The following is a 17,385-nucleotide window of genomic DNA, read 5'->3' as shown; positions in this document are numbered from 1 at the left end:
ATTAATATTTGGTTTGTTGTAGTTTAATTTCAAATGCAGAAAATTTTATAACAGCCCTTCTTAAAATTAAAACTTCCCATTGCCCCTCTACGCCATCTGTAGTCCAACCAAGTGTGGCAGTGGTTTGCGTGATGCTGCTTGCTGATAAGGTTGCTGGAATAGGACATTGTCCAAAAGTGCCGGATAAAACACTTAGGAATAAAAACTGCGTAAGTAAGTATTTTTTTGGCATAAATATTCAGGTTTAAGTAGGTGTATTTTTCAAAACAAGTAAAAGTAAGAATTTATTTCAGATTAAGGTCTTGTTTGTCAGTTAACTACTGAAAATATAACAATAATTTCAAATTTTGTTACACGCATTCAAGTGTAGGGTTGTGCCATATTTTAACTGCGACAAGTGGTTTTCAGATAAGATTTTTGTAGGTTTACTTTTTTAAAAATGACTATGAAGGAAAAGAAGAAATCGGCCGCGGTCGGGTTTATATTTATAACAATGCTTATTGATATTATCGGATGGGGAATCATCATTCCGGTAATCCCGAAGTTGATCGAAGAACTGATTCAGGGTGATATCAGCGTGGCATCCCAATACGGTGGATGGCTGACCTTTGCCTACGCGATGACCCAGTTTTTATTTGCGCCGCTCATCGGAAACCTGAGTGATAAATTCGGACGCCGACCAATTATCCTGAGTTCCCTTTTCTTTTTTGCCTTGGATTATCTTCTGTTGGCTTTTGCTCCGTCGATCGCCTGGTTGTTCGTAGGAAGGATACTCGCAGGTTTACCGGGAGCCAGCATCACCACTGCTACGGCTTATATTGCGGATGTGAGCGATGAGACCAACCGCGCTAAGAATTTTGGAATGGTGGGGGCCGCCTTCGGATTGGGTTTCATAATCGGTCCGGTTATCGGAGGCGTTTTGGGGCAATACGGTTCCCGAATCCCTTTTTATGCTGCGGCAGTACTCTGTTTGATTAATTTCCTGTATGGTTATTTCATACTTCCCGAATCATTATCAAAAGAGAATCGAAGAAGTTTCAGCTGGAAAAAAGCCAATCCCATAAGTGCTTTGTTAAACCTGAAAAAGTACCCGTCTTTAATAGGATTGATCGTGGCTTTGGTTTTGGTTTATATCGGAGGTCATGCCGTGCAGAGCAACTGGAGTTATTTTACCATGTACCGTTTTAACTGGAATGAAAGAATGGTCGGAATTTCGTTGGGTGTCATCGGTTTGCTGGTGGGAATCGTTCAGGGCGGACTGATTCGCTGGATCAATCCGAAACTGGGTAACAATCGAAGTATTTATTTCGGTCTCTTCCTATATGCGGTAGGGATGTTTCTTTTCGCGTTTGCTTCTCAGGGCTGGATGATGATGGTATTTTTGGTTCCGTATTGTTTGGGCGGTATTGCGGGGCCGGCATTACAGTCGGTTATCTCGTCCACTGTACCGGCTTCGGAGCAGGGCGGGATTCAAGGGACTTTGGCGAGTCTGATGAGCGCGACTTCCATAGTCGGACCGCCGTTAATGACCAATACTTTTTACTTTTTTACGCACGACGACGCGCCGTTTAAATTTGCCGGGGCTCACTTTATTCTGGGTGGAATTCTGATGATTATCAGCAGTATTGTGGCCTACAGAACGCTGAAAAGTAAATTCTGATCTATTTCAGATACACATAATGATTGTAATAATCGATGATGGCTTTGCCTCTCAGGAGAATGTCTGCACCGATGATTCCGTGGACGGGTTTGGCTTTATATTGGCTCAAGGCCTGATTGACGTGACTCATATCAAAAATCACCAAAGCAAAATCTTTTATTTTCCAGTGCGAAAGCTGTAGCAGGTTATCTGTGGCCATTTGCGTATACATTCCGGTGGCTCCGGCTCCGGCGGCTTTGGTGGGAGAATCTTTTGCGATAAGATTGAAATATTCGACACTGTCAAAGCCGAGGCAGCTGTTCGATGCGCCCGTATCCAAAATGAAATCGCCCAAAACACCGTTTATTTTTGCTTTTATTAAAAGGTGCTGTGTTTTGGATACTTTGAATTTTACCTTTTTGTATCCTTTCTTTTTTAGTACTTCGTGCAGATTTTCCATAACTCAAAAATAAGGAAAACAAAATCAAAGTCACTAACTTTGCACCAAATAACGAATGATGATTTTTACCGATACGCATACCCATTTGTATTCTGAAGAATTTGCCGAGGATAGAACCGAAATGATTGAACGCGCCATCAAAAATGGTGTCCATAGATTTTTTATTCCGGCCATCGATGCTTCTTATACGCAGAAAATGTACGATTTGGAAAAACAGTATCCGGAGAATATTTTTCTGATGATGGGACTGCATCCGTGTTATGTGAAAGAGAATTACGAAGCGGAGTTGGCACACGTGGAAGCGGAACTGGCAAAAAGAAAATTTACAGCCATAGGTGAAATCGGCATCGATCTGTATTGGGACAAAACGACTTTGGATATCCAGAAAATCGCGTTTCAGAAGCAGATCCAATGGGCGAAAAAATACAAATTGCCTATCAATATCCATTGTCGTGATGCTTTTGATGAAATATTTGAAGTTTTGGAGCTCGAAAAATCACCGGAGCTGTTCGGGATTTTTCACTGTTTTTCCGGAACTCATGAACAGGCTTTACAGGCGATTTCCTATAATATGAAATTGGGAATCGGTGGTGTGGTAACTTTCAAAAACGGGAAAATCGATCAGTTTTTAAACCAGATTGATATCAAACATATCGTTTTGGAAACGGATTCGCCTTATTTGGCTCCGGTTCCGTACCGCGGAAAACGCAATGAAAGCAGTTATGTAAAACTGGTAGCTGAAAAGCTTTCGGAAATCTATCAGTTGCCGCTTGAGGAAATCGCCAGGATTACGACGGAGAATTCCCGTGAAATTTTCGGGATTTAACAAAGAAATACTGTTTGATAAATAAAAATTTCGTTCATTTGTGAATTGTTAAAAAATAACTAATGCCAAAGTTTGACTCGATACGACAGTTTTATGACAGCGAAGTAAATACAGCCATCCAAAATATAATGCATCATCCTATGATGAAGGCATTGATGAGCTTTACTTTTCCGGATGTGGATGAATCGGTTTGGATGGAACAGTTGAAACGCACCCATTCGATTCGCGATTTTCAGGTCAACTTTATTTACCAGTCCATTCAGCGTGTTTTAGAACGCAGTTCGGATGGTCTGACAACTTCCGGTTTCGAAAAATTAGACCCAAATACATCCTATCTTTTTATTTCCAATCACCGTGATATCATTTTGGATACGTCCTTATTGAATGTAAGCCTTTTTGATCATGGTCAGATTATGACCGCTTCGGCTATCGGAGATAATCTGGTGCAGAAATCTTTTTTACTGACGCTTTCCAAGCTGAACCGAAATTTTTTGGTGAAAAGAGGATTACCGCCACGCGAACTGTTGCAAAGTTCAAAACTGATGTCGGAATTCATGTATCATTTGTTGTCTAAGGAAAACCGTTCCGTGTGGATTGCGCAAAGGGAAGGAAGAACCAAAGACGGTAATGATGCGACCCATCAGGGTGTTCTGAAAATGTTGGCCATGGCTTCGGATGAAGCAAATCTAATGGATTTTTTCAAGAAGATCCGAGTGGTTCCGGTTTCGATTTCTTACGAATACGATCCGACCGATGCTTTAAAAATGCCGCAGATCATGGCAGAAGCCAATGATGAAATCTACATCAAAGAAAAAAATGAAGATTTCATTACGTTAATCAGCGGGATCATCGGACAGAAAAAGAGAATACATATTCATGTAGGCGATATTCTGGATACCGAAATGGACAAAATCGCTGCTGAAAATGACAATAGCAACAAGCAGATTCAGGCGCTGGCACAGGTAATTGACGATTCCATTCTGTCGACTTACAAATTATGGCCGACGAACTTCATCGCGTACGATCTGCTTAATAATGACAACCGTTTTGCAAGTCAGTACACGGAAAAAGAAAAACAGCTTTTCGAACGTCGTTTAGAAATGCGTTTGGGAAGTGAAAAAGAAGCCCTTCGTGAAAGTTTCCTTGCCATGTACGCCAATCCGGTGGTTAACAAACTGAAATACCAAAATGTCGAATAAACCAAAAATACTATTGGTGTATACCGGTGGTACCATTGGAATGGTTAAAGATTCCGAAACCGGCGTACTTAAAGCATTTAACTTCGACGAATTACTGCACAACATTCCGGAATTACGATTGCTGGACTGTGATATCGAGACCTTTTCGTTTAGCGAACCAATCGATTCGTCAAATATGAATCCTGAAAAATGGGAGTTAATTGCGGAAGCCATTCAGGAAAATTATGACGCGTTTAACGGATTCGTGGTATTGCATGGTTCCGATACAATGTCGTATTCCGCATCGGCACTGAGTTTCATGTTGGAAAATCTGGCCAAACCGGTGATTTTTACAGGGTCACAGCTACCGATAGGGGATTTGCGTACCGATGCCAAAGAAAATCTGATCACAGCCATTCAGATCGCTTCCTTGCAAAACAAAAATAAACCGGTGGTAACTGAAGTCGGTTTGTACTTCGAATATAAATTATACCGCGGTAACCGCACCACCAAAATCAGTGCCGAACATTTCAATGCCTTTGCTTCACCCAATTATCCGGAGTTAGCGGAATCGGGTGTTGATTTAAAAGTGAATAGTGATTTGTTGCTGAAAAAAGCAGCTGGCAAAAAAATCAAAGTCAACAGAGGTTTTGACGATAATGTTGTCGTTGTAAAAATGTTTCCGGGTATTAACGAAAATGTGCTAAATGCCATTCTTCAGATTCCTGATTTAAAAGGAGTGGTTCTGGAAACTTATGGTTCGGGTAATGCACCTACGGAAGCCTGGTTCATTTCAATCTTAAAAAAGGCAATAAAAAACGGACTTCATGTTGTGAATGTGACGCAATGTTCCGGCGGAAGCGTAAATATGGGCAAATATGAAACCGGAATGCAGCTGAAGAAAATCGGTGTGATTTCGGGTCGTGATATTACAACGGAAGCTGCAGTCACCAAGCTGATGTACCTGTTAGGGCAGAAAGTGTCACCGGCCGTTTTCAAGACAGTTTTTGAAACTGCAATACGTGGTGAATTGACGTAAAAAAAATCAAATAAAACTTCGAAAAAACAAAATAAAGTCGTTATTTCGCAGTCAGAATTTAGAGAGGTGTCCGAGTGGTTGAAGGAGCAAGCCTGGAAAGTTTGTATATGGGTAACTGTATCGAGGGTTCGAATCCCTTCCTCTCTGCTAAAACTATAAAGGCAATCTAAGGATTGCCTTTTTTTATTTACCTTAGTACGGAAATTAAAACGGTATGACTAAATTTTTAATGTTGGCTTTATTTGCGGTAGTTCCTTTATGCGCTTTTTCACAAGAGAATGAAGAAGATAAGGCAAAAATGGAAACCATAAAGGTAACGGATTCGCTTTTTAGGGAAGATCAGTTTTACATTTCGATAAGTTATAACCTGGTACAGAACAGTCCGAATGGATTCAAGCAGTTTTCATTTTCTCCGTGTTTTACGGCAGGATTTCTAAGAGATATTCCGATAACAAAAAACAGGCACTGGGCCATTGCACCAGGTGCAGGTTATTGCTACACCAATATTAAACAGTTCATCAGTACAGATGACCTTTTTTCGATCAATCAGCCGGCTCTGCCTGAAGATATCGAAACCCGTATCATTTCCCACAGTATTGAACTTCCGCTGGAGGTTCGTTGGCGTAATGCACCCATAAAAAGTCATAAATTCTGGAGGATTTATACCGGATTTAAAGCACGTTATCTTTTTAGTACCAAATTAAGACTGGATTCGGAATCGTATGGAAGTTCTACGGATGATGTTATCGACAATGTGAACAGATGGCAATACGGGACTTATGTTTCAGCGGGGTATAATACCTGGAACCTCCATGTATATTATGGTTTAAACCCGATTTTCAAAAACGGTTCCAAACTGGCCGATCTTAACTTCGGGTTCATGTTCTATATCTTATAACCAATAATACCAAAGGCCTATCTGCGGAAGCGCTCCAACGATAATGCCGACGATCAGTTCTTTCATCGAATGCGCCTGCATGTACAGTCGGGAAGAAGCCACCAATCCGATAGAAACAATAAAAAATGCCGTAAGGTTTATAAAGGGTATTCCATAATGAACGGAAATTCCCATGATGAAAAGTGTAAAACCGGTAATGCCGATCATGTGGATACTGGCCTTAAATCGAAATACGATCAGTAGTAGGGTTAAAAGCGTACTCAACATGGCGCCCAGGAAAAAATAGTACAATTCCGGTACGACCACATTCGAAAAACTATGCTGAATAAGAACGAGATAAAACATGGCCTGAAATGCCAAAGGAAGTCGTCGTTCTTTCTTTTCGTGCAGCATGATGCTTGATTTTATCAGTCCCAACGATTTCAGCAGGAAATACATTGAAATTGGTAAAAACACCGTCAGAATTGAAATCTGAAACAGGATCAGAAAGATTTCGTAGGGATAGAAAAAGGATCTGGTAACGAAAAAATAAAACAAAGCGGCATACACCGAAATGAACAATGGATGAAAAAGATAGGAAAAAAACGGAAGTATTTTTCTTAGATCCATCGCTTATATTTTTTTTCGCATGCGCGCCACGGGAATATCCATCAATTCACGGTATTTTGCAATTGTTCTTCGTGCGATCGGATAACCTTTTTCCTTTAAGATTTCCGCTAATTTATCATCCGGAAGTGGTTTTTTCTTGTCTTCTTCTTCGATAACCGTTTTCAGTATTTTCTTGATTTCTATGGTTGAAACATCTTCTCCCTGATCATTTTTCATGGCTTCAGAGAAGAATTCCTTGATCAGTTTTGTTCCGTAAGGTGTTTCCACGTACTTGCTGTTGGCAACACGTGAAATGGTTGAAATATCAAGGCCTACCATATCGGCAATGTCTTTCAGGATCATCGGTTTTAACTTCGATTCGTCACCGTCTATAAAATATTCCTGCTGGTAATGCATGATGGCGTTCATAGTTACCAAAAGCGTCTCGTTTCGTTGTTTGATGGCGTCGATGAACCATTTAGCGGAATCAAGTTTTTGTTTGATGAACTGCACGGCGTCTTTTTGGGAATTCGATTTTTCTTTCGAATCCTTATAGGTTTGCAGCATTTCCTGATAGTCCTTGGATACATGCAATTCCGGCGCATTTCTTCCGTTTAGGATCAGTTGTAACTCGCCGTCTGTCACGCGGATGGTAAAATCAGGGACCACATGTTCAATGGTTTTCGAACTGCTTTCGAAAGCACCTCCGGGTTTCGGATTCAGTTTTTCGATTTCGTCGATTGCCTTGCGCAATTGTTCCTGTGAAATATCAAATTTCTGCAGTAATTTTTCGTAATGTTTTTTGGTAAACGATTCGAATTGCTGTTCGATTACCGAAATGGCGAGGCTTACAGAATCTGTTGGCGTTTTATGGCGGAGCTGCAATAAAAGGCACTCTTGTAAATCTCTCGCGCCAACACCCGCAGGCTCCAGCTGATGAATGATGTTCAGGATACGCTCCACATTTTTCTCGTCGGTATAAATACCTTGCGTGAAAGCCATGTCGTCCACGATGTCCTGTACGCTTCTTCGGATATAACCAATATCGTCAATGCTGCCCACCAGAAATTCGGCGATTTCGCGTTCTTCTTCAGTTAGGATAAAGGTATTCAGCTGATTGATCAGATCCTGATGAAAACTGATTGGAGCTGCAATAGGCAAACTTCGGTCTTCATCGTCATCACTGTAATTGTTTGCCTGAAGTTTGTAATCCGGGGTTTCGTCGTTGCTCAGATATTCATCAATGTTGATTTCATCGGCATCGATTTTCTCACTGTCAAAATCATCATAGTCATCATAATCGTTATCCGTTTCGTATTCCTCATTTTCCAGGGATTCTTCCTTCCCGGATTCCAATGCGGGATTCTCAACCAATTCCTCTTTTAAACGCTGTTCAAAAGCCTGTGTAGGCAATTGAATCAGCTTCATCAGTTGGATTTGCTGAGGGGATAATTTTTGAGATAACTTAAATTGTAGATTCTGCTTGAGCATTTACAAGGGGGTTTGATGTAAAAGTTCCAAGTCTAAAGTTAATAAAAAACTTAAAACTTGGAACTGTAAACTATAAACTAAATTTTATTAGAATTCTGCGTTCTGCGGTGTTCTTGGGAACGGAATCACGTCACGGATGTTGGTCATACCGGTTACGAACAATACCAAACGCTCGAAACCTAAACCGAATCCTGAGTGAACTGCACTTCCGAAACGTCTTGTGTCAAGGTACCAGTATAATTCTTTCTCGTCGATGTCTAAGGCTTTCATTTTTTCCAATAATACATCGTAACGCTCTTCTCTCTGAGAACCACCCACAATTTCTCCGATTCCCGGGAAAAGGATGTCCATCGCGCGTACGGTTTCTTTTCCAGGCTCTGTATTGTCGTTTAAACGCATGTAGAACGCTTTGATCTTTGCCGGGTAATCGAATAAAATAACCGGGCATTTGAAATGTTTTTCCACAAGGAAACGCTCGTGCTCACTTTGTAGATCAGCACCCCATTCTTCAATCAGGTATTGGAATTTTTTATTCTTATTCGGTTTCGAATTTTTCAGAATGTCAACGGCTTCGGTATAAGAAACGCGTTTGAAATTGTTGTCCATAACAAAGCTCAGTTTCTCTAACAACGCCATTTCGCTACGCTCTGCCTGTGGTTTTGATTTTTCTTCGTCAAGCAAACGTTGCTCTAGGAATTTAAGATCGTCGCCACATTTGTCAACCGTATATTTGATTACGTATTTGATGAAATCTTCCGCCAGATCCATGTTGTCGGCTAGGTTGTTGAAAGCAACTTCCGGCTCAATCATCCAGAATTCCGCTAAGTGACGCGAAGTGTTCGAGTTTTCAGCACGGAATGTTGGTCCGAATGTGTAAATCTGACCTAAAGCCATGGCGTACGTTTCTCCTTCCAACTGACCTGAAACGGTAAGGTTGGTCTCTTTTCCGAAGAAATCTTCTTTGTAATTTACTTTTCCTTCCTCCGTTCTCGGAGTTCCGTCGAATGGTAAAGCGGTAACTTTAAACATTTCTCCGGCGCCTTCCGCATCAGAACCTGTAATGATAGGTGTGTTTACATAGAAAAATCCTTGTTCCTGGAAATATTGGTGAACAGCGAAAGCTAACGTTGAACGCACACGCATGATCGCGCCAAAAACATTGGTACGGATTCTTAAATGCGCATTTTCTCTAAGGAATTCCAAAGAGTGTTTTTTGGGCTGCATCGGATATTTTTCCGCATCGGAATCGCCTAAGATTTTGATTTCCGAAACCTGGATTTCAACATTCTGTCCCGCACCCTGGCTTTCCACTAAATGACCTTTAACACTTACTGCAGCTCCGGTAGTGATTCTTTTTAATGTTTCTTCAGGGGTGTTTTCAAAATCAACCACACACTGAATATTATTGATGGTTGAACCGTCGTTCAACGCTATAAACTGATTGTTTCTAAATGTTCTAACCCAACCTTTTGCTTTTACTTCATGCAATCCCGGCGTGCTGTTTAGCAGGTCTTTAACTTTAGTGTGTTTCATTTCTAAATTGTTTTTTATTCAATTACCTTTAAAATTGAACTTTCAATAAATAAAAAATTAAATGGTTGCAAATGTAGTAAAAAGGAGAAGTAAATGTATCTTTTGAAGTTCAGTTTTTGTAAAAGATTCGGCTTTCAAATGCTATCTTTGCATTCAACTTAATTTTAGTTCAGATGAATTGGATTTTACTGGTTATCGCAGGTTTTTTTGAAGTAGGTTTTGCATCTTGTTTAGGTAAGGCGAAGGAAACATCCGGAACCGCTTCAAACTTATGGATGGTTGGTTTTTTTGTTTGCCTGACCATCAGCATGGTATTACTTTATAAAGCCACACAAACTTTGCCGATCGGAACGGCTTATGCTGTTTGGACAGGAATAGGTGCCGTGGGTACGGTGTTGGTTGGGATTTTCGTGTTCAAAGAACCTGCTGATTTCTGGCGTGTTTTCTTTTTGACTACGCTGATTGCTTCGATTGTCGGATTGAAATTTGTATCATCACATTAAAGTCCTAAGTCGAGGACATAACTGATCTTGATGGAGATGTTGTCCTGTACCTGGGGCAATCCGTTGGCGCCGTAACGATAAAATCCGGATAATCCCAATCCCATAAAAATATTGTTGAGCTCCAGACCGGATTCCATATAGCCGTCTTCTAAGGTCTTATATTCAAATCCCTGATGGTTCTTCTGTTCTCTTGAAGTTCCTACTGCCATTCTGGTTACTGCTACAAAAGTTGGTTTGACTTTTTTGAACAGTTTGGTTTTTCGGAACGCATGTTTAAAGTGAAGAGCAACATATTCACTGGAGAAAAATTCGTTGAAGCGCATGGTTTCAAAACTGTTTTTGCCGGCAAAGTTGATACGCTGTAAAATGGCATCACGATCCAGGGTGTTTGGCGAAATACTATAAAGATGCGTGATGGGAATATCACCTACTGCAAGACCGGCCTGAACCAGGAAGGAGGTTTTCTGTCCGTCGAGATATTGTTTTTCGATTTCGGTCTTAAAGTCGAATTTTGAAAAATCTAAATCATTTCCAAATACACCCGGTAAGGTTTTTGAGATCTGAAATGTAAATTTCGGGAATCTTTTCCTTGATTCGAGTCGTCCAACCGGAGTGTGCATGTAATCACTGAACGGATTCCACTGTACCGAAACCGAAGCCATCGAAATGGTATAGTCGGTGAAGGTGGTCCCGTTTGCATAAAACATATAGTCGAATTTAGGATCGATTTCCGTACGTGAAAACTGCCAGATACTTTCGGTCTTGGGAAAGATCCTGGTTTCAATATAAGCTTTCCATGTTTTATGACTGTAGAAGGTCGTTAAGTTGAAAGGCCGCGGATCGTAAAGTCGGAACTTTTTACGGTCAATTTCGAAAATCGTACTACCAATCTCCTGCAGGTCATCCGTATAAGATAAACCCAGCCAGGTGCTTGAGAAATTGCCGATTCGGGTGGCCTGGCCAAGGCTGAATTTAAATTTATCGTCCTTCAGGCCGTAGGCGCCATAACCATTCAATCGGATCGTCTTCGAAAAATTATCGTTGGTCACGCCGCCAAGACCAAATCGGAAGCCTTCGTAGTTGTTGTATTTGATGATTTGACGTAAATCCAGATCAACAGGGCCCAGAGGTATGAACCCGTTAATTACTTTTCGACCGATCTTAATTTTCTGTTCGTAACCTTCTTTCGAAACCAAACTGTCCAAAGTAGAATAAGTTTTCATGCTGCGGATATCCAAACTGTCTTTTCGAAACGGCGTCCAATAACTTTCGTTTTTGGAGATGGCCTCTTCATTAATATCGATGGCGATGAAAGGATGTTTAATGTTTACCGGTTTGTTGAATTCGGTTTCAAAATTTTTGGATTCGGAAAGAATGTAAATGTAATCCGAACCTGACTTCTTATGTTTTTTGGAAGTGTCTTCGTCCTCTTCACTGGTGAATTTGATGGTTTCGCCCAAAATTTTCACATCGTCCTTATTGCTTCCTTTTACAATTTTAAACATGTTTTTCTCAGGAAACCAGGTTTCTTCTTCTTTATAATAAGTGAAGTAATTGGTCGCACTGATGTCTAATATTCCCTTAAAACGATAAATTGATTTTGCAATGGCATAACTTTCCTTGTCGATGTACAATATCCCTTCCAGTTTTGATTTCTTCTTTTGATTTTTGTGCTTGAAGTGAATCATAAAAGCCTTTCGGTTACCTAAAAAAACGGTATCAAGAATTTTATAATTGTAGTGGCTCAGCGCGTCCTCTGCGACCGGATTGGCATATTTGGTTTCGAAGAGCACTATCTTATCCTCGTAAACAGAGAAGGACTGTAACTGCAAACCTATGAATTCATAAATGGGCTGTTTAAAACCGGCCATTCGCGTTGCTAAAACGGTTTCTTTTCGTCCCTGTTTTTTATTGAACTGTATTTCAGAAACTTTTTCAGTCTGGTACAGGTGTTGTTTCTGAATGATTTTTTTGAGTTTGAAATCCGACGAATCCAGTTTCTGGAAACGGGCCCCGAGTTTTTGGTAAATGAAAACGGAGTCAATTTTCCCGATGATGGAATCCGGGTTGGCAGTAATAATCAGCTTGTTGTACATCTTAAACTGAAAACTACTGAGTTTCTTCTCGGGATCATTGGCGCTTTTGGAAGCAATGGTTTTTCGGATAATGTCCAGCGCGGGATTTTCGCCGATCACCAGTTCATCAAGCTGCTGGGATTTCTCTTTGAGTTTTACCTCATAAAATTTCTGGTTGGTTTTCAGAAATACTTTTTCAGGGATGTAGCCGGTATAAGAAACACTAAAACTGATTACGTCGGCTGTGTTTTCAATGATGAATTTCCCGTCGACATCAACAATGATGGTTTTTCCGTTGCTCAGGTGAACCGTGGCAAAAGGGAGCGGTTTGTCGTTATTGCCGCGTACAATCCCGGAGACAGGATGCTGAGCATTAACCAAAATGCTGAAAAGGAAAAACAAAATGAGAAAAAATCGCTTCAAGATGCAGACGAGCTTTCGGATTGAATGTGTAAAGGTAGCTAAAGATATGAAATAAAAAATCCCGATGAAAAATCGGGATTTATAAATTATACTTTCATGATTTCGGCTTCTTTGATAGCCAAATGCTCATCGATTTTTTTGATGAAAGAATCCGTAAGCTTTTGAACATCGTCTTCTGCCGTTTTACAGATGTCTTCAGAAGTACCTTCTTTCTCTAATTTTTTGATATCGGTATTGGCATCTTTACGTGCATTTCGGATACTTACTTTTGCATCTTCTGCTTCCGCTTTGGCTTGCTTTACCAAATCTTTACGACGCTCTTCCGTTAATGGCGGAACGCTGATGATAATGTTTTCTCCGTTGTTCATCGGGTTGAAACCAAGATTGGCAATCATAATGGCTTTTTCAATAGGATGCAACATTGCTTTTTCCCATGGAGTAACGGTAATTGTTCTCGCATCGGGAGTGTTTACGTTAGCTACCTGAGAAAGCGGAGTCTGAGAACCGTAATAGTCCACAAAAACACTTCCCAGCATTTGTGGAGAAGCTTTTCCGGCACGAATGTTTAAAAATGATTTTTCCAAATGGGCGATAGAGCCGATCATCGATTCTTTAGTGCTATCTAAGATGAAATTAATTTCTTCGGTCATGATACTAATTTTTATAAATCAATATTAAATGTTAACAGTTGTTCCTACGTTTTGGCCTTCGCAAACTTTCAACAAATTTCCAGGTTTGTTCATGTCAAAAACGATGATCGGTAATTTGTTTTCCTGACTCAACGTGAAAGCGGTTGTGTCCATGATGTTCAGTCCTTTGCTCAATACATCATCAAAAGTAATGTTGTCGAACTTAACGGCATTGGCATTCTTTTCCGGATCCGAATCATAAACGCCGTCTACACGTGTTCCTTTTAAAATAACGTCACAGTCTACTTCAATTCCTCTTAAAACTGCTGCCGTATCTGTTGTGAAATATGGGTTTCCGGTACCGGCTCCAAAAATTACGATTCTGTTTTTCTCTAAATGACGAACTGCCCTTCTTTTGATATAAGGTTCCGCAATGGCTTCGATTTTTAAAGCGGTTTGAAGACGTGTTTGCATTCCGGTAGCTTCCAAAGCGCCCTGTAAGGCCATCCCGTTGATTACCGTTGCCAACATTCCCATATAATCGCCTTGCACGCGGTCCATTCCGTTACTGGCTCCGGCTACCCCTCTGAAAATATTACCGCCTCCGATTACAATGGCAATCTGAATGCCTTTGTCGTGAATTTGTTTAATTTCAGCTGCATATTCCGCTAAGCGTTTTGGGTCGATGCCATATTGATTCTCTCCCATTAGCGCTTCGCCACTCAGTTTCAGAAGAATTCTATTGTATTTCATTACGATGATTCGATTAGTGGTGCAAATATAGTTATAATCTCTTTTTTTAAAAGAGGTTAGGTGAAATTTATGGCAGAAGTTCTTCGTATGATTTTTTGGCGGCTTCATAACCTATTTTGAAAATCTGGTCCATCTTGGTTTTGCTGGTTTCGAAAGTGCTAAATTTTGCCAGTTCATCGGGCTGAATTATCCAATCACAAATATTGAATTTGCTCATGTTGGAGTTGGCGGATAACAAATCGAAAGCCCTTGCAGTAACTGCTTTTATGGAAGAAAGATCATTGGCCTCAATCTTTTGGATGGGGCTGACATATACTCCGATGAGGGTTTCGCACCGTCCTTGTAAAATATCAGTCGGGAAATGATTCAGGATTCCGCCGTCGCTGTACAGATTGCCATCAATTTCATAAGGTGAAACCACGCCGGGAAAGGAGGATGATGCCAGTATTGCATCAGTGACTTTCGTTTCCGGACCAAAAACCTTCAATTTCCCTTTTACAAGATCCGTTGCGGTTATGTGGGTGTGAATTTTTAAATCGCCAATCCGGGTATCTCCGAAAATCGAATGAAAGTAGAATTTGAACGCACTGGAATCGATAAATCCCGCTTTTTTAAACGTGAAGTGCTTCCAGTTAAAAAAATAGATGGATTTGAAAAATTCCAGGATCTCTTTCGGCGTTTTTCCATTGGCATACAACGCGCCAACAATGGAACCTGCGCTGGTTCCCGCGATATGATGCGGTTTTATGTTTTGCTCTTCCAGAAACTGTAATGCACCGGCATGGGCCAGTCCTTTCGTGCCGCCTCCTGAAAGTACCAATCCTAACGATTTTGTTTTTAGATCCATGGTAATTGTTTGCTATAAAATTACATTTTTTGATCCGTTAAGCTGACATTTATCAGCTACCAAATGCGATTTTTGGAGTAATTTTGTAGTATTAAATCTGAAGAATGAAAACAATTATAGAAAATAGCCTAAATAACAGCTACAATTATCCGGAATTCAGAGCAAAAGTATCAACATTACTGGCGGAAGGAAAATCATCCGGAAACGAACAATCCGATGATTTACTTCATTACAGTCAGCTAAATGAAGTGCGCATGAACCGTTTGGACAAGACCATTGTGGTTCCTGAAGATATAAAAGAGCAGTTAGGAAAACTGACCAAAAAATACATCTGGTTGGTTTTGGCGGAAGGCTGGTGCGGAGATGCTGCGCAGTTACTACCGGTAATGCAAAAAATGGATGAGGTTGCCGGCAACATAGACTTTAATATCGTCTTTCGCGATGAAAATGATCCGTTGATGCAGGAGTTTTTAACCAATGGTGCGCGTTCGATTCCGAAACTGATAATTCTTAATGCGGAAAGTCATGAAGTTTTAGCTGCGTGGGGCGCAAGACCGGAAGGAGCTACAAGGCTGATCAAGGAATTCAAAGCAAAATTTGGCGTAGTCAATGAAATCGCTAAAGCGGAACTTCAGAAATGGTACCTGCATGACAAGGGATTGTCAACAATGGAAGAAATTTCAAGAATTATGCTTGCTCTGGAATAAAAGTAGTTTCAAAATCGGTTATCGGTGTAGCATCTGTTACATTGAATTCCCCGATTTTTGTTCGGCGTAAGGCTGTTAAATGCGCTCCGGAATTTAAGGCCATTCCAAAATCATAAGCCAGCGAACGGATGTAGGTCCCTTTGCTGCACTTTACCCGGAAATCGATTTCGGGTAATTCGATTCGTGTGAGCTCGAATTCATAAATTGTGGTTTTTCTGTGTGCGATTTCCACTTCTTCTCCCGCGCGCGCGTGTTCGTATAAACGTTTTCCGTCTTTTTTAATTGCCGAAAAAATTGGCGGTTTCTGGTCGATTTCGCCTAAGAAACTCACGCGTACCTGCTCGATTAATTCAGGAGTGATATGCTCGGTCGGAAAAGTTTCGTCTACTTCAGTTTCCAGATCATACGAAGGTGTTGTGCCACCGATATGAAAAGTTCCCGTGTATTCTTTAGGCATGCCCTGTAATTCGGGAATCCGTTTTGTGAATTTTCCGGTGCAGATAATAAGCAGACCACTTGCTAACGGATCCAATGTGCCGGCGTGTCCGATCTTGAATTTCTTAGGAAGTCCGACTTTATTGATCAACGTATATTTCAATTTGTTGACCGCCTGAAACGAACTCCATTTCAAGGGTTTGTCAATCAGTAAAACTTGTCCGTTTATGTAATCTTCCGGTGTCAGCACTGTGGTTTATTTTAAATATGAGAAATAGATCAAAAGACCGATTCCGGCAATAATACGGTACCATCCCCAAGGTTTGAAACCGTATTGTTTGATGATTCCGATGAAGAATTTAATGGCTAAAACCGCAACGATAAAAGCAACTACGTTTCCGATGATAAACATTTTGATCGTATCGGAAGATTGTAAAATCAGCTCGTATCCTTTCATCTGAGTGTGTTCGTACGTTTTAAGAAAAACGGAATAGCAGGTTACGGCCAACATCGTAGGAACCGCCAGGAAAAACGAAAACTCGGCAGCGGCATGTCGGGTCAGTCCCTGTTGCATTCCGCCAATTATTGAAGCAGCAGAACGACTTGTTCCTGGCATCATTGCCAGACATTGCCAAAAACCAATGATAACCGCTTTTTTTATCGTAATGTCTTCTTCATTGGTAATCGTCGGGTTTTGAAAACGGCTGTCGATGAACAGCAGGATGATTCCGCCCACGATCAGGGTAATGGCGATCGGAATAGGATTTCCTAAAACCGCTTCAATTTTATCATCGAATAATTTTCCTAAAACCAAAGCGGGAACTACGGCACAGGCTAATTTTATGAAAAAATTCAGTTTGGAAAAGTTGAAAAATTTCTTCCAGTATAATGCTACCACGGCCAATATTGCTCCAAATTGGATGGAAACCTGAAACAGTTTTACAAAATCATCTTCCTGAATACCGAAATACGAGCTTGCAAATACCATATGTCCTGTGGAGGAAACCGGTAAATATTCTGTCAGACCTTCAATGATGGCAATTATTAAAGCTTGAAATAAATCCATTATTGCTTGTACTGTTGATCCGATTTTTTGAAAATGGAATAGATCGTGATGCCAAAACCGATTAAAACTACGGTTGGCGCAATTTTGATTCTGCGCGCATCAAAAATAGCATCGCTGAAAACTTTCGGATCATCGCTTCCGCCGCCGGCCATCAGGATAAAACCTAAAGCAATAACGCCTAATCCGACTAAAAGGATCTTGTAATTGATGTTTTCGAAAAGAAAATCTGGTTTTTGTTTGTTTTTCATATTGTCATTTTGAGGAACGAAGCAATCGCATCCTTATTATTTTCATA

Annotated in this window: 19 protein-coding genes and 1 tRNA gene; 8 read left to right on the top strand and 12 right to left on the bottom strand. The window is 40.6% G+C overall.

Annotated elements, in window-relative coordinates:
* Position 1: 1 nt before the first annotated feature.
* On the bottom strand, positions 2-232 hold the full coding sequence (locus AC3E9U_RS07840; protein ID WP_488746349.1) for a hypothetical protein: 231 nt from the start codon (positions 230-232) through the stop codon (positions 2-4).
* A gap of 213 nt (positions 233-445) precedes the next feature.
* Here AC3E9U_RS07840 and AC3E9U_RS07835 point away from each other — a divergent pair, with 213 nt between their 5' ends.
* Complete coding sequence (locus AC3E9U_RS07835; protein WP_488746675.1) at positions 446-1,660, top strand: TCR/Tet family MFS transporter; 1,215 nt, start codon at positions 446-448, stop codon at positions 1,658-1,660.
* A 1-nt stretch (position 1,661) separates the two neighbouring features.
* Here AC3E9U_RS07835 and AC3E9U_RS07830 read toward each other — a convergent pair whose 3' ends face one another.
* A complete protein-coding gene (locus AC3E9U_RS07830) occupies positions 1,662-2,099 on the bottom strand; it encodes a retropepsin-like aspartic protease (protein ID WP_488746348.1) in 438 nt (145 codons plus the stop codon).
* 58 nt (positions 2,100-2,157) lie between these two features.
* On the opposite strand from AC3E9U_RS07830, the gene AC3E9U_RS07825 reads away from it, so the two are divergent.
* The 5 genes from AC3E9U_RS07825 (at position 2,158) to AC3E9U_RS07805 (ending at position 6,040) form a co-directional block, all read left to right on the top strand.
* Positions 2,158-2,925, top strand: coding sequence for a TatD family hydrolase (locus AC3E9U_RS07825; RefSeq protein WP_488746674.1), 768 nt, complete (start codon positions 2,158-2,160; stop codon positions 2,923-2,925).
* A gap of 62 nt (positions 2,926-2,987) precedes the next feature.
* Positions 2,988-4,124, top strand: a complete 1,137-nt coding sequence (locus AC3E9U_RS07820) for a 1-acyl-sn-glycerol-3-phosphate acyltransferase (protein ID WP_488746347.1) — start codon at positions 2,988-2,990, stop codon at positions 4,122-4,124.
* Entirely contained in the window at positions 4,114-5,142 is a 1,029-nt protein-coding gene (locus AC3E9U_RS07815; RefSeq protein ID WP_488746346.1) for an asparaginase, read from the top strand. The genes AC3E9U_RS07820 and AC3E9U_RS07815 overlap by 11 nt, the downstream gene beginning before the upstream one ends.
* Positions 5,143-5,202: 60 nt before the next feature.
* A tRNA-Ser gene (locus AC3E9U_RS07810) sits at positions 5,203-5,289 on the top strand.
* Positions 5,290-5,356: 67 nt separating this feature from the next.
* A complete protein-coding gene (locus tag AC3E9U_RS07805) occupies positions 5,357-6,040 on the top strand; it encodes a porin family protein (RefSeq protein ID WP_488746345.1) in 684 nt (227 codons plus the stop codon).
* Here AC3E9U_RS07805 and AC3E9U_RS07800 read toward each other — a convergent pair.
* From AC3E9U_RS07800 to asnS, 3 genes are all read right to left on the bottom strand, one after another.
* On the bottom strand, positions 6,035-6,649 hold the full coding sequence (locus AC3E9U_RS07800; protein WP_488746344.1) for a hypothetical protein: 615 nt from the start codon (positions 6,647-6,649) through the stop codon (positions 6,035-6,037). The two genes, AC3E9U_RS07805 and AC3E9U_RS07800, sit on opposite strands and share 6 nt — an antisense overlap.
* 3 nt (positions 6,650-6,652) lie before the next feature.
* The gene (gene rpoN, locus AC3E9U_RS07795; protein WP_488746343.1) at positions 6,653-8,119 is read right to left on the bottom strand and encodes an RNA polymerase factor sigma-54; all 1,467 of its coding nucleotides are present in this window, start codon (positions 8,117-8,119) and stop codon (positions 6,653-6,655) included.
* Between the two features lie 87 nt (positions 8,120-8,206).
* A complete protein-coding gene (gene asnS / locus AC3E9U_RS07790; RefSeq protein ID WP_488746342.1) occupies positions 8,207-9,652 on the bottom strand; it encodes an asparagine--tRNA ligase in 1,446 nt (481 codons plus the stop codon).
* 173 nt (positions 9,653-9,825) lie between these two features.
* On the opposite strand from asnS, the gene AC3E9U_RS07785 reads away from it, so the two are divergent.
* Positions 9,826-10,155 carry a DMT family transporter gene (locus AC3E9U_RS07785; RefSeq protein ID WP_488746341.1) on the top strand — a complete coding sequence of 110 codons (330 nt, stop codon included), beginning with the start codon at positions 9,826-9,828 and terminating at the stop codon, positions 10,153-10,155.
* On the opposite strand, the gene AC3E9U_RS07780 is transcribed toward AC3E9U_RS07785, so the two are convergent.
* From AC3E9U_RS07780 to AC3E9U_RS07765, 4 genes are all read right to left on the bottom strand, one after another.
* Positions 10,152-12,653, bottom strand: coding sequence for a DUF5686 family protein (locus AC3E9U_RS07780; RefSeq protein WP_488746340.1), 2,502 nt, complete (start codon positions 12,651-12,653; stop codon positions 10,152-10,154). The genes AC3E9U_RS07785 and AC3E9U_RS07780 overlap by 4 nt on opposite strands.
* 86 nt (positions 12,654-12,739) lie before the next feature.
* On the bottom strand, positions 12,740-13,303 hold the full coding sequence (gene frr / locus AC3E9U_RS07775; RefSeq protein ID WP_488746339.1) for a ribosome recycling factor: 564 nt from the start codon (positions 13,301-13,303) through the stop codon (positions 12,740-12,742).
* A 24-nt stretch (positions 13,304-13,327) separates the two neighbouring features.
* Entirely contained in the window at positions 13,328-14,035 is a 708-nt protein-coding gene (gene pyrH / locus AC3E9U_RS07770) for a UMP kinase (RefSeq protein ID WP_488746338.1), read from the bottom strand.
* A 67-nt stretch (positions 14,036-14,102) separates the two neighbouring features.
* Positions 14,103-14,882 (bottom strand): patatin-like phospholipase family protein, encoded by a 780-nt coding sequence (locus AC3E9U_RS07765; RefSeq protein WP_488746337.1) that lies wholly within the window; start codon positions 14,880-14,882, stop codon positions 14,103-14,105.
* A gap of 104 nt (positions 14,883-14,986) precedes the next feature.
* On the opposite strand from AC3E9U_RS07765, the gene AC3E9U_RS07760 reads away from it, so the two are divergent.
* Complete coding sequence (locus tag AC3E9U_RS07760) at positions 14,987-15,589, top strand: thioredoxin family protein (protein ID WP_488746336.1); 603 nt, start codon at positions 14,987-14,989, stop codon at positions 15,587-15,589.
* On the opposite strand, the gene truB is transcribed toward AC3E9U_RS07760, so the two are convergent.
* From truB to AC3E9U_RS07745, 3 genes are read right to left on the bottom strand one after another with little or no spacing between them, the layout of a single operon-like run.
* Positions 15,570-16,271 (bottom strand): tRNA pseudouridine(55) synthase TruB, encoded by a 702-nt coding sequence (gene truB, locus AC3E9U_RS07755; protein ID WP_488746673.1) that lies wholly within the window; start codon positions 16,269-16,271, stop codon positions 15,570-15,572. The two genes, AC3E9U_RS07760 and truB, sit on opposite strands and share 20 nt — an antisense overlap.
* Before the next feature lie 9 nt (positions 16,272-16,280).
* Positions 16,281-17,090 (bottom strand): undecaprenyl-diphosphate phosphatase, encoded by an 810-nt coding sequence (locus AC3E9U_RS07750; RefSeq protein WP_488746335.1) that lies wholly within the window; start codon positions 17,088-17,090, stop codon positions 16,281-16,283.
* Positions 17,090-17,338 (bottom strand): DUF3098 domain-containing protein, encoded by a 249-nt coding sequence (locus AC3E9U_RS07745; protein WP_488746334.1) that lies wholly within the window; start codon positions 17,336-17,338, stop codon positions 17,090-17,092. Before AC3E9U_RS07745 ends, AC3E9U_RS07750 begins: the two co-directional genes overlap by 1 nt.
* Positions 17,339-17,385 lie beyond the last annotated feature (47 nt).

Source organism: Flavobacterium sp. 21.1 (assembly GCF_057801535.1).
The sequence above is the reverse complement of the archived record's forward strand: the minus strand, read 5'-3'. Positions and strand labels throughout refer to the sequence as shown.